The organism is Vibrio sp. T13N (assembly GCF_032970445.1).
Taxonomy (GTDB): Bacteria; Pseudomonadota; Gammaproteobacteria; order Enterobacterales; family Vibrionaceae; genus Vibrio; species Vibrio diabolicus.
Genome location: NZ_JAWJYE010000003.1, coordinates 182161 through 205057 on the forward strand (window position 1 = coordinate 182161; position 22897 = coordinate 205057).

The following is a 22897-nucleotide window of genomic DNA, read 5'->3' on the forward strand; positions in this document are numbered from 1 at the left end:
TCTCGCCAGTATGAATTTCCTCTTAAAATCTAACATTTGAGATAGGTAAACTACACTTTTCATATCAACTCTTTGGATATGGAAACGCGTGTGGTCGGGATATTTGCTTGGAACAACCTGTCTGTGAAGCAGAAACTTTTTGGATTGGTCCTACTACCAATCTTATTGTTATTGCTTCTGGCGGGCAAACATGTACAAAACCTCTCTATCCAARCTCAAGAACTTCAAAAAGCACAACTCTTCTCCCAATATATAGATCGTGTTTCCTCACTGTATTATTTGACGAGCGAGCCAAGAGTCGCGAATAACGCTCAAGAAACCCGCCAGCTCGTTCAAACTTTACAAGATACGGCTTCGCCTGTTTTTGGTGACAATGCCGATATATTAAATCAGCTCACGAATTTCGAAGAAGCAACACTGTCAATGCTCTCGTCCAATAATGCAGAAGATAAGTTAGATGCTGCTGAGTGGCGTGCCGACACATTCAAAGAGATTCTTTTGAGTTTGGATAGAGTCTATTTCAGCCATGTAAGTTATGAAACCAACACTCACCTCTCCTCATTGATGCAGCTTGAGTGGTTAATGTTTTGGTCAACAGAAGAGCATAGACTCAGCAAATACTTAGTGGAATCCACAGAACAGGGGCAGATTTACGATCCAGCTATCCAAGCCAGTATTCAATCATTAATCCAGAACCAACAACTGCTGTTCGAACGTTTTGTCACACTTAATGCGAATAAGCAGCAAGTCCATCTTCTCATCGAAACCTTTACCGATAATGTGTTTGTTAAAAGCCAAGCATTTCGAGCCAATTTGTTGCAGCCATCAAACCTTAGCGTGTTGACCCCCGCTCAAATAGATGACGGGTTGTCTGCGCTTTATAAACGCTTAAGTTTATTACGCAACGTTGATGACCAGATGGAACGACAACTTATTGAGGATATAACCAAGACGATCAGTGAAACAACACAGCACCGCATTGGCTTCATTGCGCTAATGAGCCTCGTGACATTGCTGGTTGTGAGTTTGACACTGAGGTTAGTGCGTAAGGTCACTGGCAACTTGAATTTAGTCCTCGAATTCCTAAGTCGAGACACTTACGAAGAGGACAACAATGAAAACTCACCACTGACAGAGTTGACCAAAGGGAAAGATGAGCTCAGTAAGTTTGCTAAAGAGGTAAAAAAACTGAGTTACGAACGTGAGCAGTCAAGACAAAAGTTAACTCAAGCCAAAGAAGATGCTGAAAAGGCGAAAGATGATGCCATCGAGGCAAGCAAAGCCAAAAGTAGCTTTCTGGCGAATATGTCTCATGAGATTCGAACCCCGTTAAACGGCGTTATTGGCATTTCAGAAGTTTTGTCAGACACGCCGCTAACGGCGACACAGCGTGATTATGTCGACACGATAGAAACCTCCTCGCAATTACTGTTGAGCCTAATAAATGACGTTCTGGACTTCTCTAAAATTGAATCTGGTATGTTGCTTATCAGCCCTCATTCAACCTGTGTTCGTGAATCCATCTACGATATTGCTTCTATTATTTCCCCGAAAGCGAAAGAAAAAGGCATCGACGTTCAAGTCAGCATCAGCCGCAATACGCCCTATCACGTTATGTTGGATGATCACCGTATACGCCAAATTATCATGAACTTCATGTCCAATGCCGTAAAGTTCACCGAACAAGGCTGCGTTGAACTCTCTGTCATCACTAGAGAAATCAAAAATGGTGAAGCGAGCATCGAGTTTTCAGTCAAAGACTCAGGGATCGGTATTGATGAGCAGCAACAAAAAAAGATATTTGCTCCTTTCGCCCAAGAAGATAACTCCACCACCCGACAGTTTGGAGGGACAGGGCTCGGGCTTGCAATTAGCACGCAGCTGGTAGAGTTGATGGGCGGTGAGATTCAGCTTGAATCCAAGAAAGGAAAAGGTAGCCGATTTTTCTTCGAACTTACGGCTCCAATTGTGACTCAAGAGTTCAATGGCTATCACTCCCTTAATCACAACGATATATGGATAGTTTGCAACAACCCTACTTTGGAGCAAAAGCTGCGTGACGAGTTGAGCTTTTTCCACATCAATGTTCAGCAATCAGTAAATACACTGGATGCTCTGCCAACGTGGATTGATAACGAGCGCATCATTGTTATCAACGTAGAAACTTCTCCAAATACCGCAGCCAAACATCTAGGTGAAATGAAAAGACTTTGCATGCAAAATGTTCGAGTTTGTCTTATTAAACACCTTCATAGCGCCCAACGTGATTTTGGTAACAGCATTAGTGCATTGGTCACTCAACCCCTCTTAGGACAGCGCTTAGTAAAAGCACTTGAAACTTGTGCTGCAAACTTCCCTCAAGTAAACAAAGAGAACACGACCACACCCAATGCTAAGACTTTCCCAAAAATCTTGGTGGTCGACGACAACACCGTCAATCAAAAAATCGCTGGATTACACGTCACAAAAGCGGGCTTCGACTTTGATATCGCCGTAAACGGAGAAGAAGCCGTAGATATGTTTCAACAGAATCAATACTGCTTAATCTTAATGGATTGCATGATGCCGGTGATGGATGGGTTTGAAGCAACCAAAATGATCCGTCAAATTGAAGCCAAAGAAAAACGGACGATCAGAATCCCAATTATCGCGCTAACAGCAAGTGTAGTCGATGATGACATTCAAAAGTGTTTTGATGTTGGAATGGATGATTATGTGCCCAAACCTTTTAAAGCGGGTTTGTTGAAAGAGAAATTAGATAAAGCCATTGGACTACGCATTTCCAATATTGCTTCTGATGAAAAGCGACTGGCAACAAACACCACTCACACTCCTGAAAAAACCTCGCATGCTGAACAATCAGAAGCGACCGTGACGCCTATTCGCTCTGAACGGATTTTGCTCGTCGAAGATAACAGAGTAAATCAAAAAGTCGCTTCGCTGCTGTTATCCAAAGCTGGTTATCAATTTGAAGTGGCCGAAAACGGACAGGTTGCGGTCGAAATGTTCCAAAAAGACGGTGGGTTCGACATCATTTTGATGGACTGCATGATGCCGATCATGGATGGGTTCGAAGCCTCGCGACAAATACGCGCCTACGAAGCAAGTAAGGGTCTTCCGAAGACTCCCATCATCGCGCTAACGGCAAGTGTTGTGGATGATGACATTCAACGCTGCTTCGATTCAGGCATGGACGCTTATGTACCCAAGCCTGTTCGTAGAGAAAAGCTGTTGTACCAGATTGAAAATGCGATATAGGTAGCGATGATGAGCGGCGACATTTCTCTCCTCTGTTTTCTTTTGCGCTGCATAAAACGCTACCTATTCATTGTTGTTTTCCTTCTACCCATAGATAGTCAAGTACTTGCTGCAGAGAGCTACGCCGTTTTCTCGTTTAATAATGAGTTCTCGCCCCTAACCATCAATAAAGCGCGAAAGTTGTACAGAGGAAAAACGCAACTCTTACAAGGGCAGAGAATTGAGCTATCTGACTGGCCAGCGACATCAGCGGAGAGAGCGGAGTTCTATCGCTACCTTCTCAATAAAAACTTGGCGCAAATGAACGCGCACTGGGCAAGCTTGTCTTTTTCAGGCAAAGCGAGACCACCCAAAGTGATTGCAAACTCTAGCATTGATGCGCTGATCACGTGGATGCAAGAAAAGCCCAATCGGATTGGTTATGCCCCTGCGTCGAGCGTGCCTGGAAATGCTCGTATTTTGTGTGTGGTGAGCTCGGAGGATTAATATGAAAAAATATTTGACCATGTTATCACTGAGTGTTGTCGCCTTTCCGAGCTTAGCCACCATTGAGTTATCAGATCACCTGTCTTTGAGTGGTTTTGGTTCGACATCTTGGTCTAAGTCGGATAACTCCACAACGGTTCTCGTCAACCGCTTTATTCATGATGAAGCCTGCTACGATTGTGACACAACCTTCGGCCTGCAACTTGATTACTTTTACAAGGCATTTCGAGCATCCGCACAGATAGTCAAGCGTCCGCAAGATCATTGGAACTCGCCCCAATTAGAGTGGGCATATTTAGCTTATACCTATAAAAATGTAGAGATACGTGGGGGACGATTGAGGCTGCCGCTGTTTTTGATGTCTGAGTATAATTATGTCGGTCACGCTTTTACTCAAGCTCGACCACCAAATGAAGTGTATGACAGCATATTAGGCATCACCGCTTACAATGGTTTATCCATTCGCTGGAATCACGACCTCAATGAGCAAATCATGCTTACTGCAATGCCGTTTATAGGGTTTAAAGACAGCAGTGATGTCACCCTCAACGAAGATACTGAACTGAAGATCGAATCAGACAACACAGCCGGAATAAACTTAACACTCAGCGGAAATGCCTACCGTTTGAACTTTTCTTATCTACATGGCGATTATGACCAAACTACGGTTCTCTCCAATACCAAGCAATCCACACCTGAAGGGGGAGCCATGTTAATTGACCGCTTGGTTCTAAAAGAAAAAGGCAACACGATTGACCAGTTTTCTCTAGGAGTAAGGTATGAGCTTGATAACCTTGTGATAATGGCTGAAGGACAAACCAGCAACATTTCCTCCTCTTGGTACGCAACAACGGGTTACAACGTGAATAAATTGACGCCCTACGTAGTTTACGGCCAACAGTTTAATAACAATGATACAAAAAATGGGGACAGCTATCTGCTTGGGGTGAGATACGACCTAGATTATAACGTGTCACTGAATGCTGAATGGCAAAAGTTTAACGCCCACAATAACGATACTGGCGCGTTTTCATCGATACCAGAAGATAACAGCGCCAATCTTTACACCCTGATGTTAAATTTCGTTTTTTAACTTTTCTATACTGACACCGTATAAACCGTGGGCATTTACCTTTGTTATCGTTGATACATGTTGTGCGTGATTTGACGCTCTTTGTAATAGAATTCTTTGTCATGTTCGCCTATCTCTCGCAATACACGACACGGGTTCCCTACCGCAACAACATTACTTGGTATATCTTTCGTTACCACGCTACCAGCACCAATTACGCTGTTTTCTCCAATCTTGACGCCAGGCAATACCACTGAGTTAGCGCCGATCCATACATTATCACCAATATGAATAGGGATATTGAATTGCGCAACTTCTCTTCTGAGCTCCGGTTCAACCGGATGGCCTGCCGTTGCTAGTGTCACATTGGGCCCAATCATGACACTATTGCCAATGTAGATATACGTATCATCGACTAGGGTTAAGTTAAAGTTTGTATACACGTTATCACCAACGTATGTATGCCTCCCCCAATTCGCCCGAAGCGGCGGCTCAAAATAGCAGTTGTCACCAACGGCGCCGAGCAAGCGTCGTAATATTTCTATACGCTTTTCAGATTCAGAAGGCCGAGTTTGATTGTAATCGTAAAGAACTTCTAAACACTGTGTTTGCTGCTCGACTAACGCTTCATCATTACAAAAATATATTTTCTGACTATGAAGCATTGATTCACTATCCATAATATCCTCCGTTCTATCTGCCCAGTAGCTTCAGGCTGCTGGAACACCTCGCCATACGAGTTCCTGTCAAGATTGGCTAACAGAATGCATGATGTCGTTTTTTACAATAAGTTTAATGACATGCTTGCGAGGCCTAACGCAAAATACCGAATAACTTGAAAGAAATATGTGAATCAGACAATTAACTAACACAAAGATCGATGCAGAGTTAGCTTTGTTTATCTCGATTCATTTTCAAGCGCTTTTCTTTACGTCGTAACGCTCGGAAAAACTTCGACTCCTCGTGATACCAGCCGATAACACTAACCGGGAAGCCCACTAGCATCATGATAAAAAGATCCGCGGGCAGCTGCTCCAAAATATCACTCAGGGAGTGCAGCTCACCAAAAATGAATAAACCAATGACTTTACCAAGCAATAGTGCGCAACAAATCATAAAAAAAGACTTCATGATGTAATGCCATTTGCCTTTTTTACGCTCTTCTCGCCAATAGGCATATTTATGTTGTCGGTCGTACATTCATCCCCCCAAGTGACAATGTCACTAGCCACAAACATTCAGGCAAAGTAACGGCTTTAGCTGCACTCTAATGATAGTGTGAATCAGAAGCGAATGCTTGTCATGGCAATGAGAAAGCGGCACATCATGCTGCGCATTTTACGACCTTATGGACGCTAGCATGATCGTGCAATACAGGGAGATATCAGCTTGTTAATTACGGAGTGAGTTAATGTTTTCGGAACACCCAAATTGGACCAATAAGAAGAAACTGCAAATCTTCGAAAAAAGACGGTTTCTTCCCTTCTATTTTGTGACCAATGAACTGCAAGATCCACAGTACACCGAATAGGAGCATCGAAATATGCAGTACGGGCAGCGCCAATACCTCCAAAGACCATATCAGGCCGATGCACGCTAATGTATACCCTAACATCATCATAAAGACGCTAAGAGACAAACGAAAATAGAAAACCCATACGGGTATGACAGCAATCCAGACCCAGTTAAACTCGAAACCCAAGATGGAGATTTGAGGAATTGACCAAATTAGACCGACCACAGATAGGTAAATACCCGGAACTGCGATTGTGTGAATCTTTTGGTTGATGGGGTTTTGATGGCTCTCCCCATATTCTTTTAGCCATTCAGATAATGCTCGCATATCATTCCTACTTTTCCGCCTACTTATTCTTATATAGCTTGAGGATGGAAAAGGTGCGAATTTTTCTGTAATAGCTATTACTGACCAAGCAATGCTCGTTGCACTTTTGGTAGTTTGGCAACGACGAGAGTATAAGAGCGTTCACATAAATCCTGAATCAATCCATCTTCCACATCACCATTAAAATAAACCGTTATCCAGTGACGCTTATTTAGGTGATAACCAGGAGTGATGTCCGTAAACTGCGATGTTAAGACTTCTCCATCTTCTGGTTTTACTTTTACGCTGACATACTCCCGACCGTTTCTCTCTGCAATAATCGCAAACATTTTACCTTTGATTTTGTATACAAGCGCTTCTGGCCCAAATGGGAAATCACTCTCCGCACACATAAAGGTACTTAAATAACCTTCTAACTCTTTGCTTCTCATTCCGTCCCACCCTTCCTGTATCTTTTACTCAAACAAAGGCAATAGTAGTCTTAACGCCTGGTTAACCTGCGCTTTCTCATTGCCTTCTAAACCATGTAGCAGCGATTGCTGAACGTCCACATGCTCTAAGATCAACTTGTCAATTAAGGTTAAGCCCTTTTCAGTTAACTCAACGGTGACACTGCGTCTATCTTCTTTACTGTGTGTTCTGGTAATAAAGCCTTTCTTCTCGAGTTTATCTAATCGGTTCGTCATCGCGCCCGAAGTGAGCATCATCGAATCAATTAGCGCTGAGGGAGTAAGGCAATATGGTGAACCTGCTCGGCGAAGTGTCGCCAACACATCAAATTCACCCATCTTAAGATCGTACTTCTTATGTAGGTCAGCGACCCGACACTCCATGTGCTTAGCAATTCGCATTAGCCGACCCATAATTGCCATCGGTTCAGTGTCGAGCTCTGGCTTCTCCTTAGCCCACTGCTCTACCACTCTATCAATTGCGTCCATGGTTTCTCTCCAAACGTCATTTAATTTTTATTTTAACATAAAGATACTTTACAAAAAGTAACCTTACCGATATCTTTACAATTAATTATCTCAACGTAAAGATATTTAACATGAACATTTTGCTTGCAATGATCCCGGCTTTTTTTTGGGGGACAACTTATGCTGTTACTCAGTTTACGCTTCCGGACTGGCCTCCCGTTTTACTTGGTGCGCTAAGAGCATTGCCTGCGGGTCTTTTGTTGCTCGCAATAAAGCCATCTTTCCCGAAAAAGAGTGAATGGAAAGTGCTGCTTGTTTTAGGAACTATCAACATCGCTTGCTTCTTTGGTCTCATTTTTGTCATGGCGTTGACGCTTCCTTCTGCGATCTCAGGTGTAGGTATGGTATCAGTGCCCGTTTTTGCGATGCTGTTTGGCTGGGCAGTCTATAAGCGCCAGCCAAGCGCAATACAGGCAATAAGTGGAGCGACTTTGATTGCTTTGGCTTGGTTCTTATTTGATCCTAGTTCTATTTCGCTCAACCCTATGGGTTTGCTGGCGATGATCTCCGCCATCATGTGTATTGTGGTAGGCAGTAGCGTAACGAAATCACTAGGAACGAAAATGCATTGGTGGACAGTATTAACATGGCAGCTCATTTTGGGTGGTGTGATTATGTCTGTCGCAACAAGCGTGCTAGCAATAAACAATCCAGAGCCATACGTTACAGCCATTCAAAACTTATCAATGACGAACACCCTTGGGCTGCTGTGGGTGATCATTCTGAACACTGCATTAGGCTACGGCATGTATGTTTGGCTATTGCAGCGTATGTCGGTCGTTGACTTTACTTTTGGTGGCATTGCCAACCCCGTTGCGGGCATTGTGTCAGGTTTGCTGCTATTAGGTGAGACTTTCACCCCTCTCCAATACAGCTTGATGCTAGGGATGATTGTTATGTCATTGCTCCCTCAATTGATCGCTTCATTAAAAACCAAAAAAGCCGCCCTTTCTTCCTAAGTAAAATCCTAACGCCCGATGCTAAAATCGGGCGTTCATATTCTCTGTAAACTCTGTTTGAATTCTAAGACTTCAACAGGTTTTTTATGGAACAGTGAACCCAAAAAGGTTCAGCAATAAAAAAGGTGCCGAAAGACACCTTTAATAATGAATACGCCCCATTATGCCTTGCTTTAAGTCATCACAAGGTTGTTAATAGGCTCTGGTTTAGCGTAGACATACCCTTGAATAAGGTAAATAGAATGCTGAGCCAAATACGCGACTTGAGCCTCGCTCTCTACACCTTCTGCAATCATCTCACATTCCGCTTTCTTTGCTGCCGAGACAATAGAATCCAACACTTTCAATTTTTGGTCATCAGAGCCTATTGGGTCGATGAACATCTTATCCACTTTCAAGCATCGGATACCCAGATCTTGCAAATAAGAAAAGCCGCCATACCCAGTCCCAAAATCGTCAATTTTGAACTTGTAGCCTTTATTCGCCAGATACAAAATCTCTTTTTTCGCTGCCTCTGTATCTTTTACAGGAATTCGCTCGGTCAACTCAAAATGCACTCTCTTCGGACATGGCCAATTCAGTTCTGACAGTAACTTAGTGAGTTCACCTGATTCTAAATGGGAAGAAACAATATTGATGCTGACCCACACATGCTCAGGTAATACACTAAGATCTTGTATGATTTTACGAATAAGCTGATTCGTCATTGGGACAATCAGACCACTTTCTTCTGCAGCGCCAATGAACATGTTTGGCGACACCATACCCCCACGACGAGACCACCGAATCAGTGCTTCATACCCCACTGTCGCACCATCACGGCTATCGACAATCGCTTGGTAATAAGGGACAAATTCCGCATTATTAATCCCATTCTGGATCAAGCCTTTGATAGACTTTCTCAAGCTCTTACTGGACACATATACAAACGCAAAAGCCAGCCCCATAAGCACACTGACTAGGCCTCCCCATAGAAAGACTCTTTCCTGAGCATAGCTCTTCAGTTTCTCGCCACTGTGTATTTTGATGAGCATATTGGCTTGAGAATCAGCCGAGAAGAATAACTCCTTTGAAACTGCCGCTTCTTCTGCTGCAATGGCTGGTTTTCCTCGACTTATTGTTAAATCTCCAAATACAGGCTCATCATATATAAACTCGACGAACAAACAGTCTTCACAAGGCGTTTTTATCACTTCTTTAACCCAACTATTATCGAGAACCCAGACAACTTCAACATGTTCATTTTCATAAATGACCATCCACTCAACTTGATCTTGGTGTTCCGGTAAAATAAGTGATGCAAAAAAGTTTTCGCCAAGCTGAAATCGTTGCGTATTGGATAAATGAGATACTTCACGACCAATCGTGGAGCATGTTTTACCGTCACTCGTTTCCATCGCAATAAAACGGATGTAATGGTTATAAAAACGTGGGTCGCGTAATGTTCTAACATCACTATTACTGCACGTGAAATCTAACTGCGAAACCTGCTTTACAATCGCCTCATCCAAATACATGGATCGTTGGTGTAAATAATCGACATAGGTGTCTATTTTAGTCTCTTTGATATAGCTGATGTAAAAATTGGCTATTGAATTAAAAGCCACAACAAAAACTGCAATGGGAACTAGGCCAAGCAAAATGGCATTTCTTGTTATCTTTGTAATCAAAGTTCCTCCTAACGTTCAGCCAAACAACTTAAATTAAAGAGTGACATGAACACTATCTCACGTTCACACACCAAAAAGTGAGGATCGAATCTCAATAAGAAGTATAGAAGCGCAAGGCTTGCCACAGAAAATGAGAGTACTGCTGCATATCCAAGATAGCAACTCTCTTGAGTGAGACTTACCGACGATAATCGCGAGAAAAGAGGGGCTTATGCTCAACATAACCAATGTATAAAACGACTTTTTTGCCATCCAATGACTCGCCACAGTCACTAACTTTCTAATTGACCTTTGAAGGCACTAGCAACACACTGCATGATAAAATAGGAAAAGCTACTTAGAGCTTTTACCAGCATTACAGGCTTATCGACCAGGGAGGGTCATGAAATGAAATTAGCTCAATTAAATATTGCGCTTGCTAAATATCCTTTGGATGCACCAGAAATTAAAGATTTCGTAGACAATTTGGACTTAATTAATGGTATAGCTGAAGAAAGTGAAGGCTTTATCTGGCGTCTAAAAGACGACTCCGGTGATGCAACAAGCATTAAATTATTTGATGACCCGAACATGATTGTAAACATGTCTATTTGGGAAAGTACTGACTCACTTAAAAACTTTATGTTTCGTACCGGTCATAGAGATTTTATGCGCCGAAAAAGCGAATGGTTTCATCGTCTAGCGGAGGATAGCTATGTTCTGTGGTGGGTAGAAGACGGTTATATACCAACACCACAAGAAGCCTTGTTACGCCTTCAGCATTTGCGCGAAAACGGAGATACGCCATTTGCTTTCACATTTAAAACAAACTTTACAGAAGCAGATCTTGTGTAAAGTACACGTATGCCAAAGAATCGGCGTTCAAATTTACACTGACTATAAGGTTAATTGGTGTGAATCACTGTCAGTTCTACCGACTTACTCGGAAAGGCGGGCAAGTGAACGCATAAAATGCGTTCACTTGGTTTATCGTTAATAGGGTGTTCTATTTAGAAATAAAGTTCATTCGTGCTAAATTTACGGTACCATGCACAATTGACCAAATTGTAGTTATTCATGATTATACCAACTAAGACTCCCTCTCCCCTGCCCTCTGATGTATCTTGCTCTAACTGTAAGGCTTGTTGTTGCCGTCTCGAGGTTATGATTATTTCAGATACTGGCGTACCTGAAGAGTTTATTGCGCGTGACCAGTATGGAGGCGAAACAATGATGCGGCTAAATGATGGTTGGTGTGCAGCTTTAGACAGAGACACATTAATGTGTACGATTTACGAAAATAGGCCTTGGATTTGCCGCGAATTCGAAATGGGCTCCAATGAATGTTTAGATGAACGAGTTAAATTCTTGTAAAACCACTCAAATTTACACTGATGGCAATGCGGAGTATTTGTAGAAAGTGTGCAAAGGAAAAGTAAGGTGTTTAAATCTGAGTATCAACAAATTATGGATACAAAAAAGCCCACCGTTTGGTGGGCTTTTTCTAAAATTTGGTGGGTCCGGGCGAACTCGAATCGCCGACCCCTACCATGTCAAGGTAGTACTCTAACCAACTGAGCTACGGACCCAAATTTTGTGTTCCTAACCATTCAATTCAGAATGGTGCGTCCGAGTGGACTCGAACCACCGACCCCCGCCATGTCAAGGCGATACTCTAACCAGCTGAGCTACGGACGCATTTCTCTGGAACGACGAGGATATTAGCTATAAGCGAACGACGGTGCAAGCACAAATTTACCAACTTTGAACCGTTTGGCGAAAATGTAAACTCAACACGCGTTTTCAGATGATTTTATCGACAAGGACTGAGCCTGCAGGGTTTAAAAGTGTGATCTATATAACTTTTATTATCTCACTTAATTGTCGTAAGGCACTTCACTGAGCATCCAAATCTGTAAGGTTTGCGATACCTTAGGGCAAGTGCCGAACAAAATCTGATATTTAGGTTTAAATGGTTCGCCGATATAGGTTGTACGGATCAACTCTCCTGTTTTGACATCCACTTGAGTGCTCACCCTGCCTTTGAAGTTTTGAAATATGACAAACTGCTCACTGTGGTAAACCATTTGCTCTCGGTAAAACAAGAAATGATCTTGGGGTGTCTCCGTTAACTCACACTCCAGTGGTTTCAAATTAGGTATCGCACTAACATTAGATGCGATGAACAACGCTGACAAAATCCATCCGTATCGCATATGGCTTCCCTATTCTGCACTCTTTTTCAAAGTATAGGTCTTGCCTTGGGGACTGATACAAAAAAGGCTTTGATCATCTCGAATCAAAGCCTCATCCGTTTTGCTGTTCAACTGTCGTCTTTAGTCGTCCGAATCAAACACCACATTGTAATTCTCGGTGTAAGTACAATTTGGTTGGCGGCTGCAAGTAAAGAAGCGTCGACCTTTGAATTCACCTTGGCTTGCGGTTTTAATGATCATCGGACTGCCACATTTTTTACAAAAGCGCACTTCTTTATCGGGCTCAATCAAATCAATGTGTGCTGCAAGCAAACGACGTAATCGCCCAACTTGATAACTGTGCTTTATCGAAGCGCCGATTAAAGGTAGGTTTGCCGTCTTACAAACATGGATCAGTAACTTTTGTCTTTCTACCTTGCCCTTGCTTAACTCTTGCCCGTTATCCAATTCAACGATCACACGCGGCTCTAGCGTCCTAGGATCACAAATAACGTAATCAAAATAACTTCGAGATATGCGATTGTTCGCGACAAAAAACTGCTTCTTATTTTTGATTTCTTTTGGCGTAACCAAACTGGACATGTTTACTTTCGCGAATACTACGGCATGCTCCCCTACCGCCGCTCTTAACGCATTATAGAACGCACCCTCTTGACCTCTGAGCAGAGGACCTTTCGAGCGATAAGGATAATCACGCGTGTCGTCGTGCTTAATCACGTACTTTTGAATAACAAAGAAGAATAAAACCAGAAGAACAACAATGATAAAAATGTTGGTCATAAATAAAGTGCATCCAAAACAACTCGTTGCTCAAAGCGTAAATGGAAATGCTATGCAGAGCAACAAAACCTCGCAATTTTGAGGAGCCACTACTATAGCGTGATACAGAAAATTTGACTCCCCAATAAAAACGAGCCAATCACACACTTGGATTGGCTCGTTTAAATTTTTGTTAATACATTATGATGCTAAGAATCAACTATTAGCGTCTGGCTGATTCTCTGGCATCGCATCAATAAAAGCAGGCATTTGATTGCATGACTGCACAACCGCGTTAATGGTTGGATAAAGAGAAGTATCTACACCAAAGCGTTGTGCGTTATAAAATTGTGGTACCAGACAAATATCGACAATAGATGGCGAGCTTGTCAGGCTAAACTTACAATCACCATTTAGTTTACGATGCTTCTGAAGTTTCTCTTCTAATGCTGCAAAACCTTTGTGGATCCAGTGATGAATCCAAGCGACTTTGCGCTCTGGCTCGCAAGCTAACTCCCCCTCTAAATACTGTAGAACTCTTAAGTTATTCAGAGGATGAATCTCCATTGCAATATCCTGAGCCAAAGCCAGTGCTTGATATCGAAGTGGTGTTTGCTCGGGGATCACAGTGACATCCGGATAGTGTTCTTCTAAGTATTGAATGATGGCCAGTGACTGGGTTAACTGAACCTCCCCATCCACCAGCACAGGAACCAGTTCAGAAGCGTTTAACTCATGGTACTCGTCACTGTGTTGTTCACCACCATTGCGCACCAAGTGTACCGATTTTGAATCATACGATAACTCTTTAAGATTCAAACAAATACGCACACGATACGCCGCTGAAGACCGCCAATATCCGTACAAAACCATGCTATCGCTCATATCGTCTCCCAACTGGCGCTCTTAATGCTTGAGATATTGGCTAACTTGTTGGTCAATCGAGCCAAAGATGTTGTTGCCATCCGCATCGAACATTTCCAGTTTGATTGAGTCGCCAAACGACATGAAGTTAGTCGACGGTTTACCATCACGAATGGTTTCAATCATGCGAACTTCCGCGATACATGAATAGCCAACGCCACCCTCCTCAATCGAAGTGCCATGTTCGGTGCCTTGCTTATTAGATACCGTGCCAGAACCAATAATCGCCCCCGCAGATAGCGGGCGCGTTTTAGTCGCATGAACAATTAAGTCTGCAAAATCAAACGTCATATCGATACCCGCATTTGGGCGACCAAACGGCTTGTGGTTGTATGTCGAGACCAGTGGTAAATGCACTTTGTTTTCGTACCACGCATCGCCTAGTTCGTCAGGTGTTACTGCCACAGGAGAAAACGCAGAAGAAGGTTTAGATTGGAAAAAGCCAAACCCTTTGGCTAACTCTGCGGGAATTAGTCCACGCAGTGAGACATCATTCACCAGCATGATCAAACGAATCGACTCCTGAGCCTCTGCAACACTTGCGCCCATTGGTACGTCACCAGTTACCACAGCAACTTCGCCTTCGAAATCAATACCCCATTCATCACTGGCAAACTCGATGTTGTCACAAGGACCAATAAAGGCATCAGAGCCTCCTTGGTACATCAGCGGATCCGTCCAAAAACTCTCTGGCATTTCAGCGCCGCGAGCCTTTCGAACCAACTCAACGTGGTTTACGTAAGCACTGCCATCAGCCCACTGATAAGCGCGAGGAAGCGGAGACTCACAGTAGTGCGCTTCAAACTCTTCATACCCTGCAACCGTGCCATTGTTCAGTGCAACGTATAGCTCTTCCAGTTGTGGTGCTAGCGTATCCCAGTTATCAAGCGCCACCTGCATCGTCGGTGCTAAGTTCATGGGGTGGAAAATTTCTGTCGCTGGTACGCAGCGCGTTAAGTCTTTGCTCACGACCATCAACAAACCGTCACGAGTGCCATTTTTCTTGGTTGCTAATTTCATCCTTGCCTCTTACTTCTCTTGCCAGCTATAGACGTATTCTTTGTTTTCTACTTTTTCCAGCTCATCCGAAAACTGAAGTGCGTGACGCGTATCAATCATGACCGCGACTTCGTCGGTAAAAGTCTTCTTATGCTCTCGCCCTGCTTTGAAAGCTTTCGGGTGAGGGCCATGTGTAAATCCTGCTGGATGGAATGTCACCATACCCGCTTCAATGTTGTCACGACTAAAGAAGTCACCTGCATGGTAGAACAAGACTTCGTCATAATCGTCATTGTTGTGGTAGAACGGTACTTTGAGCGCTCCAGGATCACTTTCAATTGGACGAGGAACAAAGGTACACACCACAAATCCTGCTCCTACAAATGTAGTATGTGCAGAAGGTGGTAAGTGGTAACGATGTGACATAAGTGGACGAATATCACGCCAGTTCACTTTTACTACCGCCAAATCACCATGCCAGCCAATCGCATCCAACGGGTTGAATGGGTAAGTGATAACACTGACTTTATCGTGGCGTTTCACCTGAACCTGTGTTTGATTCTCAGAATATTGAGCACGGAAATGATCGTTGATCGACGGCGTTTCCAAAACCGCTGGATCAAACACCGCGTGGTTTCCAACCATGCCTTTTTCGGGCAATGTATAGGCCGCATCGGTGTTTTCGATCATCAAAATGAACATCGGCTCGCTTGGTTCTAAACGCCAGCTCGTTGAGCGTGGGATCATGACATAATCCCCTTCGCTCACTTTCAAATGACCATAATCACAATACAGATCCGCCGTACCTTGGTGGATGAATAGCAGTTCGTCGCCATCCGCATTTCTCACCAAGAAGTCCATTTTTTCATCCATACGCCAAACACGAACTTTACAATTCGCGTTGTGTAATAGATGCGGGACTGCCCAAGGGGTAATATGGCTGGCTTTCTCGACTAAATTAAAATCGAACGCTCGTGGACGTAGCTCGCCCTCCCACTCAGACCATCCCGTTGGGGCATGTTGATGATGAAAATGTGTTGCGGGGCCGAAGAAGCCACTTCGACCTGCCTCACGTTCATAAATTGCCTCTTCCGGGAAGTCAGCATGCGCTTGTTTAGAGCACACTCCCTCCCGGTGAGGGAATGTGATCCATTTATGCATCGCTCAATACTCCTCGGCGAATTTGGTCTTCTTCTATCGATTCAAACAACGCTTTGAAGTTACCCTCGCCAAAGCCTTCATTGCCTTTACGTTGGATGATTTCGAAGAACACAGGGCCGATAACGGTTTGAGTAAAGATTTGTAACAAGATGCCATCTTTCGTTGGCGCACCATCAATAAGAATCTGCAAATCACGAAGCTTGCTTACATCTTCACCATGGCCTTCAACACGCTGATCGACTTTCTCGTAATAAGTATCTGGCGTTGGCATAAAGTCCATGCCTCGCTCACGCAATGTTTTGACCGTTTCGTAGATGTCGTCTGTGGTCAATGCGATGTGTTGAATGCCTTCGCCATTGTATTCACGGATAAACTCTTCAATCTGTGATTTATCATCTGACGACTCATTGATAGGAATTCGGATTTTGCCGCAAGGTGCGGTCATCGCGCGGCTGACAAGACCAGTCAGCTTACCTTCGATATCGAAATAACGAATTTCGCGGAAGTTACCAATGCGCTCATAGAAACCAGACCAGACATCCATGTTGCCTTGCTTAACGTTGTGCGTTAAGTGGTCGATTTCGTAAAGACCAACATTCGCTTTTGATAAACGCTCATCAGCATCATCATAAAAACGAAAATCGACATCATAAATGCTCTGCTTTCCATAACGATCGACAAAATAAAGCAAGCTTTCACCGATGCCATAAATAGCAGGAATGCTAAGCTCCATCGGCCCAATTTCCGTTTTATATTCTTTACCGCCATTCTCTAACGCATGCGCCAGAGCAACGGTGGCGTCTTTCACACGAAATGCCATGCCACAAACCGACGGACCGTGAACTTTGGCGAATCCCTCAGCTTGGCTATGCGGCTGCGCATTCACAATAAAGCTAATGTCACCTTGTCGATATAACCACGCTTCTTTTGAGCGATGCTTTGCAATTTCCGCAAAACCTAACGATATAAACAGATCTTTAAGCTGTTGAATGCCTTTGTTGTCAGCAGCGGTATATTCAACAAACTCAAATCCGTCTGTTCCTAGTGGGTTATATGCATCAACCATGACTTTCTCCTTGTCTCTGTAGCTTTTGTTTGGACTTATTTTTCTAACTTGGCGCAGGTCTTGAGAAATTGGAATACGTGGGGAGAAATCTTTACCTTGGCGATTTTTACGCATAATTGTAAAATATATGTTACACACAGGAAGCGCATCGAACCCACTTTCGTGAACATCAAACAAACTGCTTATTTTCAATATATTAGATTGATATTTTCGGCTTTACGCCAATACACAAAATGTAAACAAGTTGTTACCTTGGCATTTTATCTTGGCAACGTAGCTCAAAAAGTAAAAGGGGATGGAAAGTCTATTGCACCCTATCTCTATCCGATTTATTCATTTGATCCTGCAAAACATCAAAAGTAATGTTTCGTGACGCTTCATACAGTTCGAAAGACTCATCGGTCAGAATCGTGTCATGGATACCCCTTTATTGATTCACCTCAGTTTTATTCAAAAGTAACTGTGCCATAAGTGGTGCTCTGTTCCCTATCGAGCCCTAGCCACAGTGCTTCACGCTCGATCAGAAAAAGAGACATCTAATGACACACATCAATCAAGAACGCCTAGTTGAACACTTTTGCCAACTAGTACGTATCGACAGCGAATCAAAAAACGAAAAACAAATTGCAGAAACACTGGCAGAACAGCTAGGCGAGCTAGGCTTTACCGTGCACAAGCTTCCAGTGCCTGAGCACATTTCTAACGGTTTTAACTTGTACGCCCGTTTAGACGGCAAAAAAGACGGCTCTATCCTAATGAGCTGTCATATGGATACGGTCACTCCAGGTATTGGCATTGAGCCAATCATCGAAGACGGCATTATCCGTTCAAAAGGCAATACGATTCTTGGTGGCGATGATAAATCTGGTATTGCTGCAATCATGGAAGCCGTTCGTTGTATTCAAGCGGAAAACCGTGAGCACAAAACGTTAGAACTTGCTTTCACCGTGTATGAAGAAGGCGGTTTATTCGGTTCACAATACTTCGATATGTCACACGTCACTTCAACGGAAGCAATCGTGTTAGATACGGGTGGTCCTATTGGCACTATTGTGACCGCAGCCCCAGGCCAGCAAAAAATCGTGGCAACAATCAAAGGTCGACCAGCACATGCAGGGCTTGCGCCAGAAGAAGGCATCAGTGCGATCATGGTGGCGGCAGATGCCATCAACCAAATGAAGCTGCTTCGCATCGACGAAGAAACGACAGCCAACATCGGTATGGTTAACGGCGGTCAGGCCACAAACATTGTTATGCCTGAATTAAGAATCGTGGCGGAAGCACGCTCCCTGAATGGCGATAAACTAGATGCTCAGGTCAATCATATGATCTCAACATTAGAGTCTGTCTGTGAAAAACACAGTGCAGAAGTCGACATTGAATCTAGCCGAGCCTACGATGCATTTGTTATTGAAGAAAACCACCCACACGTTAGCGCTATAAAAGCGGCGTTTGCAGAGTTGGGAATTGAGGCTTTCACAAAAGGCACTGGCGGCGGTAGCGATGCTAACAACTTTAACAAGAAAGGTCTCACAACGGTCAATCTTTCAACTGGCATGGCAAAAGTACACACGACAGAAGAGTTTATCGCGGTAAGTGATATGGTCAAAATCACTGAGTTCGTAAAACATTTCCTAGTCAGTTAACGTCGTACCTTTTGAAGAGCAGACGAACTACCCTCCCCTTTTAGCGCGCGCTTGAAGGGGATTTTTTATTTGCGCGAAACAAAGCCTACCCCGTAATGCAGACTTAGCACCAGCTCCATATCAATCCCCCCAGCTCACTTTTTGATACCAAATAGCCCAACATTTGGCACCCTGTTACAACATTGTTAAAACTCGATTGTGTGGACAATTTATACAATATACATTTCTAGCATCTTTCAGGATGAAAAGAGTGAGACAAGGATGAAATTACCTAAGTTGCTTCTGTTAGCATCGATGATGAGCCCAATACTGGCAACATCAAGCTATGCCGCGCCGTATCCCGCAGGTGTGACCCTCGATGAGACACAAGAAATTACGCTAAACAATGGGGCTGAAGTTACTTCTATTGACCCAGCCAAGCAAGCCGCAGAGCCCGCTTTTAATCTCGGTCGAGACCTATTTGAAGGCCTGGTAATTCAAGATAAGCAAGGTAAAACCATTCCTGGTGTTGCTGAGTCTTGGTCAGTCAATGACAACAATACGGTTTATACCTTCCACTTACGTGATGCAAAATGGTCAAATGGCGAAACGGTCACTGCGCAAGATTTTGTCTACAGCTGGCAACGCTTACTGAATCCGAGCACTGCTTCACCGTACGCTTGGTTTGCGGCCATTCCAAATATCGCAAACTCACAAGCCATTATGAAGGGCGAAGCAGAACCCGAGTCTTTGGGCGTGAAGGCGCTGGATGAAACAACGTTCCAGGTAACACTCGAAGAGCCGATTCCCTTCTTTACGAAACTATTAAGTCATCCAGTGCTTGCACCCGTTCATAAAGCGACCGTTGAAAAACATGGCAACCGTTGGACCCAGCCTGAGCATATCGTTACAAATGGGGCGTTTACTGTCTCTGAATGGAAAGTTAACGAAAAACTAGTGATGGTTAAAAACCCACATTATTGGGACGCAAGCAATGTAGTGCTGGAAAAAGTCACCTGGCTACCAATTGGTGATGCAAATGTAGTGCTAAACCGCTACCTAGCCGGTGAGATAGACCAAGCAGTTTCCATTCCTGCCGCTCAGAAGAAAAAGTTAATTCAACAACGCCCACAAGAAGTGGCAAGCACCAGTGCGTCTCTTGGTTCCACATTCTATTACCTCAACACTCAACAAGGACCAACAAAAGACGTGCGGGTCCGTAAAGCCCTCTCATATGCCATTGACCGTCAACTGTTAACGAGTGCTATCTTGAGAAACGGTGGGGTTCCAATGTATACCCTTGTGCCCCCTCAAACAGATGGTTTTAAATCTCACACTCCTGAGTTCGCAACTTGGAACCGCCATAAACGTATCGAAAAAGCGCAGCAATTACTGTCAGAAGCTGGATACGATAAAAGCAATCCGCTTAAGTTAACGTTTACCGTACCAACTTTCTCGATGGACGTAAAAATGGCAACAACCATGGCAGGCATGTGGAAAAGCCGATTGGGTGCGCAAGTCACGATAAAACAGCTAGAACCGAAAGTGTTCTACGCACTTAAAGAGCCAACCGACATTACTCGCGGCGGCTGGACGGCCGACTACAATGAAGCCTCTACATGGTTGGATATCTTCGTTTCTAGTGGCGAGTACAACGATTCTCGTTATAACAACCCGCAATACGACGAGTTAATGGCTCGCTCAAAGACCATGAGCAACCCATCAGAACTGTATCTACAAGCAGAAAGCATGCTGATTGAAGACATGGCCATTATTCCTATTTATCGTCCGGGTAACGATCAATACCTCATCAAGCCTTACGTAGGCGGCTACGAACTGACAAACCCTGAGTCGTCGTACTACCGCAAGAATATCTATGTAAAAGCCCACTAAAAGCATGTTTTCGGTCTGAGTCGGCAAGTTCAATGTTTATTTGCCGTTCCTCATATCTCTCGGTGGAGAAGGCAACCTGAGCTCAGACCATTTTTTATTCATAACCGTTCGAAGTGATTTCGGATGACCAAAGGATGATGGATCATGATTTGGTACATTGTTAAGCGATTAGCTATCGCTATCCCCACGCTTCTATTCATCGCACTCGTATCATTTTGGCTGATGCACATTGCACCAGGGGGGCCATTTGATATGGAACGGCCTATGCCAGAGGTGGTACGTGCGAATATCGAAGCAAAATTCCATTTGGACCAGCCCTTCCTTACTCAGTTTTGGATTTACATTGGTAATTTCATACAAGGAGATCTCGGTCCGAGCTTCGTTTATCAAGACTTCAGTGTTACACAGCTCGTCGCACAATCATGGCCAGTTTCAGCAGTATTAGGCGTACTCTCCTTTTGTATTTCCGTTCCACTTGGCATGTTGCTTGGCACCATTGCGGCATTGAACCGAAATAGCCGCCTAGATTACGGCCTGATGACACTTTCGATGACTGGAGTTGTGGTTCCGGCTTTCGTGCTTGCTCCAGTTTTAGTCATGATCTTCGCTATTCAGCTCGGCTGGTTCCCTGCTGGTGGTTGGGAAGGAGGAAAGCTGGCTTTTCTTGTTCTTCCCGTGCTCAGCCTGGCGATTGGCTCCATTGCGAGTATTGCACGCGTCATGCGTGGCGCAATGATTGAAACGCTCAACCAACCATACATTCGAACGGCAAAAGCCAAAGGTTTGTCCACAACCTACATTTTATTCCATCACGCTTTGCGACCATCCTTGATTCCCGTCGTTGCGATGCTCGGCCCTGCGTTTGTGTCTGTCGTGACAGGCTCGGTGATTATCGACATCTTCTTTGGTACAGGTGGCATGGGACAACACTTTGTATCTGGGGCTCTCAACCGCGACTACGGCCTAGTAATGGGCATTACTCTGATTGTCGCTTCACTCACTATCTTCTTTAACCTTGTGGTCGACTTGCTATATACGATTATCGACCCTCGTATACGCGTTTAGGAGTCCGGCATGTTAACGATCAAAAAACTGGATACACAAGCTCTTCAAGATCAAGTCGTCGACAATATTGAAGCCGTCGAAGGTCGCAGTCTTTGGCAGGATGCATGGACTCGATTTCGTAAAAACAGAGCCGCGATGACATCAGTGTATGTTTTGGCGTTCATTACCTTATGCATCACCTTCGGCCCCTCTCTTGCCGCTTTTGGCCATGATGAAATTGACTGGGAAGTGCTCATCGATCCATACGAGCTAGGGAGACCTTCACTGAGCAGTGGCCATTACTTTGGTACTGATGACCTCGGGCAAGATGTCTTTGCTCGCACGATGCAAGGCGGCAGGCTCTCTATTTTGGTGGGTTTTGTTGGGGCCTTAGTCGCCGTTGTTATTGGTACGATTTGGGGAAGTATTTCCGGCTATCTTGGTGGCGTTGTCGACAGCGTAATGATGCGCATTATTGAGGTGCTCGATTCGGTACCATTTATGTTTATGGTTATCCTGTTCGTTACCCTTTTTGGCAATAACATCTATCTGATTTTTATCGTGATCGGAATGGTATCTTGGTTGGGCATTGCTCGTGTTGTACGTGGTGTCACCTTCGGTCTCAAAAAGCGAGAGTTCATCGAAGCCGCGCACTCTATTGGGGTTTCTAAATTGACAATTGTCCGACGCCATGTTCTGCCTAATGTGCTTGGGATCGTGATGGTTTATTCCTCCTTAATGGTACCAGGATTCATTATGTTCGAATCGTTTTTAAGCTTCTTAGGGCTTGGTGTTCAACCACCCGACACGAGCTGGGGAATCCTAATTTCCGAAGGCGCAAAAACGATTGACGTTGCATTGTGGATGCTGCTTTTTCCATCTCTGTTTTTAGTTGCCACCCTCTTTTGTTTTAACTTCATCGGCGATGGCTTACGTGATGCTCTTGACCCGAAAGACCGATAAGGA

The 22897-nt window shown here is 44.0% G+C and carries 22 protein-coding genes and 2 tRNA genes; 10 read left to right on the top strand and 14 right to left on the bottom strand.

Annotated features, from left to right (window positions below; translation table 11 throughout):
* The first annotated feature begins 90 nt into the window (after nt 1-90).
* The 3 genes from R2S67_RS06260 to R2S67_RS06270 are packed head-to-tail and all read left to right on the top strand — an operon-like array spanning nt 91 to nt 4837.
* Nucleotides 91-3258 (top strand): response regulator, encoded by a 3168-nt coding sequence (locus tag R2S67_RS06260; protein ID WP_411057189.1) that lies wholly within the window; start codon nt 91-93, stop codon nt 3256-3258.
* A 9-nt stretch (nt 3259-3267) separates the two neighbouring features.
* The gene (locus tag R2S67_RS06265) at nt 3268-3744 is read left to right on the top strand and encodes a hypothetical protein (protein WP_104971622.1); all 477 of its coding nucleotides are present in this window, start codon (nt 3268-3270) and stop codon (nt 3742-3744) included.
* Between the two features lies 1 nt (nt 3745).
* A complete protein-coding gene (locus R2S67_RS06270; RefSeq protein ID WP_317342825.1) occupies nt 3746-4837 on the top strand; it encodes a sulfate ABC transporter permease in 1092 nt (363 codons plus the stop codon).
* A 44-nt stretch (nt 4838-4881) separates the two neighbouring features.
* On the opposite strand, the gene R2S67_RS06275 is transcribed toward R2S67_RS06270, so the two are convergent.
* From R2S67_RS06275 to R2S67_RS06295, 5 genes are all read right to left on the bottom strand, one after another.
* Nucleotides 4882-5496: a sugar O-acetyltransferase gene (locus R2S67_RS06275; protein WP_256936232.1), complete on the bottom strand. Its 615-nt coding sequence runs from the start codon at nt 5494-5496 to the stop codon at nt 4882-4884.
* Between the two features lie 208 nt (nt 5497-5704).
* Nucleotides 5705-6016 (bottom strand): hypothetical protein, encoded by a 312-nt coding sequence (locus R2S67_RS06280; RefSeq protein WP_005393448.1) that lies wholly within the window; start codon nt 6014-6016, stop codon nt 5705-5707.
* A gap of 208 nt (nt 6017-6224) precedes the next feature.
* On the bottom strand, nt 6225-6659 hold the full coding sequence (locus tag R2S67_RS06285) for a DUF962 domain-containing protein (RefSeq protein WP_012841889.1): 435 nt from the start codon (nt 6657-6659) through the stop codon (nt 6225-6227).
* 77 nt (nt 6660-6736) lie between these two features.
* A complete protein-coding gene (locus R2S67_RS06290) occupies nt 6737-7090 on the bottom strand; it encodes an MmcQ/YjbR family DNA-binding protein (protein ID WP_005393450.1) in 354 nt (117 codons plus the stop codon).
* Nucleotides 7091-7114: 24 nt separating this feature from the next.
* Nucleotides 7115-7597 (bottom strand): MarR family winged helix-turn-helix transcriptional regulator, encoded by a 483-nt coding sequence (locus R2S67_RS06295; RefSeq protein WP_005393451.1) that lies wholly within the window; start codon nt 7595-7597, stop codon nt 7115-7117.
* 110 nt (nt 7598-7707) lie between these two features.
* Here R2S67_RS06295 and R2S67_RS06300 point away from each other — a divergent pair, with 110 nt between their 5' ends.
* Nucleotides 7708-8595 carry a DMT family transporter gene (locus tag R2S67_RS06300; RefSeq protein WP_005393452.1) on the top strand — a complete coding sequence of 296 codons (888 nt, stop codon included), beginning with the start codon at nt 7708-7710 and terminating at the stop codon, nt 8593-8595.
* A 173-nt stretch (nt 8596-8768) separates the two neighbouring features.
* Here the strand turns inward: R2S67_RS06300 and R2S67_RS06305 are convergent, their stop codons facing one another.
* Nucleotides 8769-10265, bottom strand: a complete 1497-nt coding sequence (locus R2S67_RS06305) for an EAL domain-containing protein (protein WP_317342826.1) — start codon at nt 10263-10265, stop codon at nt 8769-8771.
* 387 nt (nt 10266-10652) lie between these two features.
* Here R2S67_RS06305 and R2S67_RS06310 point away from each other — a divergent pair, with 387 nt between their 5' ends.
* Nucleotides 10653-11099 (top strand): DUF3291 domain-containing protein, encoded by a 447-nt coding sequence (locus R2S67_RS06310; RefSeq protein WP_005393454.1) that lies wholly within the window; start codon nt 10653-10655, stop codon nt 11097-11099.
* Between the two features lie 222 nt (nt 11100-11321).
* Nucleotides 11322-11618 carry a YkgJ family cysteine cluster protein gene (locus R2S67_RS06315; RefSeq protein ID WP_074191235.1) on the top strand — a complete coding sequence of 99 codons (297 nt, stop codon included), beginning with the start codon at nt 11322-11324 and terminating at the stop codon, nt 11616-11618.
* Nucleotides 11619-11756: 138 nt separating this feature from the next.
* On the opposite strand, the gene R2S67_RS06320 is transcribed toward R2S67_RS06315, so the two are convergent.
* The 8 genes from R2S67_RS06320 to hppD all read right to left on the bottom strand — a co-directional run bounded on the left by R2S67_RS06320 (nt 11757) and on the right by hppD (nt 17369).
* A tRNA-Val gene (locus R2S67_RS06320) sits at nt 11757-11833 on the bottom strand.
* A gap of 32 nt (nt 11834-11865) precedes the next feature.
* Nucleotides 11866-11942: transfer RNA gene (locus tag R2S67_RS06325), tRNA-Val, on the bottom strand.
* A gap of 179 nt (nt 11943-12121) precedes the next feature.
* A complete protein-coding gene (locus R2S67_RS06330) occupies nt 12122-12460 on the bottom strand; it encodes a hypothetical protein (RefSeq protein WP_005377830.1) in 339 nt (112 codons plus the stop codon).
* Nucleotides 12461-12580: 120 nt separating this feature from the next.
* Nucleotides 12581-13240 (bottom strand): DUF2726 domain-containing protein, encoded by a 660-nt coding sequence (locus R2S67_RS06335; protein ID WP_253644029.1) that lies wholly within the window; start codon nt 13238-13240, stop codon nt 12581-12583.
* Between the two features lie 195 nt (nt 13241-13435).
* Entirely contained in the window at nt 13436-14104 is a 669-nt protein-coding gene (gene maiA, locus R2S67_RS06340) for a maleylacetoacetate isomerase (RefSeq protein WP_182018882.1), read from the bottom strand.
* A 21-nt stretch (nt 14105-14125) separates the two neighbouring features.
* On the bottom strand, nt 14126-15163 hold the full coding sequence (locus R2S67_RS06345) for a fumarylacetoacetate hydrolase family protein (RefSeq protein ID WP_065646799.1): 1038 nt from the start codon (nt 15161-15163) through the stop codon (nt 14126-14128).
* A gap of 9 nt (nt 15164-15172) precedes the next feature.
* On the bottom strand, nt 15173-16303 hold the full coding sequence (locus tag R2S67_RS06350; protein WP_046874871.1) for a homogentisate 1,2-dioxygenase: 1131 nt from the start codon (nt 16301-16303) through the stop codon (nt 15173-15175).
* Complete coding sequence (gene hppD / locus R2S67_RS06355; RefSeq protein ID WP_005377835.1) at nt 16296-17369, bottom strand: 4-hydroxyphenylpyruvate dioxygenase; 1074 nt, start codon at nt 17367-17369, stop codon at nt 16296-16298. Before hppD ends, R2S67_RS06350 begins: the two co-directional genes overlap by 8 nt.
* Nucleotides 17370-17908: 539 nt before the next feature.
* Here hppD and R2S67_RS06360 point away from each other — a divergent pair.
* The 4 genes from R2S67_RS06360 (at nt 17909) to R2S67_RS06375 (ending at nt 22894) form a co-directional block, all read left to right on the top strand.
* Complete coding sequence (locus R2S67_RS06360) at nt 17909-19015, top strand: M20/M25/M40 family metallo-hydrolase (protein ID WP_237309955.1); 1107 nt, start codon at nt 17909-17911, stop codon at nt 19013-19015.
* Nucleotides 19016-19276: 261 nt separating this feature from the next.
* Complete coding sequence (locus tag R2S67_RS06365; protein WP_317342829.1) at nt 19277-20887, top strand: peptide ABC transporter substrate-binding protein; 1611 nt, start codon at nt 19277-19279, stop codon at nt 20885-20887.
* Nucleotides 20888-21031: 144 nt separating this feature from the next.
* Nucleotides 21032-21952 carry an oligopeptide ABC transporter permease OppB gene (oppB, locus tag R2S67_RS06370; protein ID WP_005377838.1) on the top strand — a complete coding sequence of 307 codons (921 nt, stop codon included), beginning with the start codon at nt 21032-21034 and terminating at the stop codon, nt 21950-21952.
* Nucleotides 21953-21961: 9 nt separating this feature from the next.
* The gene (locus R2S67_RS06375; protein ID WP_074191232.1) at nt 21962-22894 is read left to right on the top strand and encodes an ABC transporter permease subunit; all 933 of its coding nucleotides are present in this window, start codon (nt 21962-21964) and stop codon (nt 22892-22894) included.
* The last annotated feature ends 3 nt before the right edge of the window (nt 22895-22897 follow it).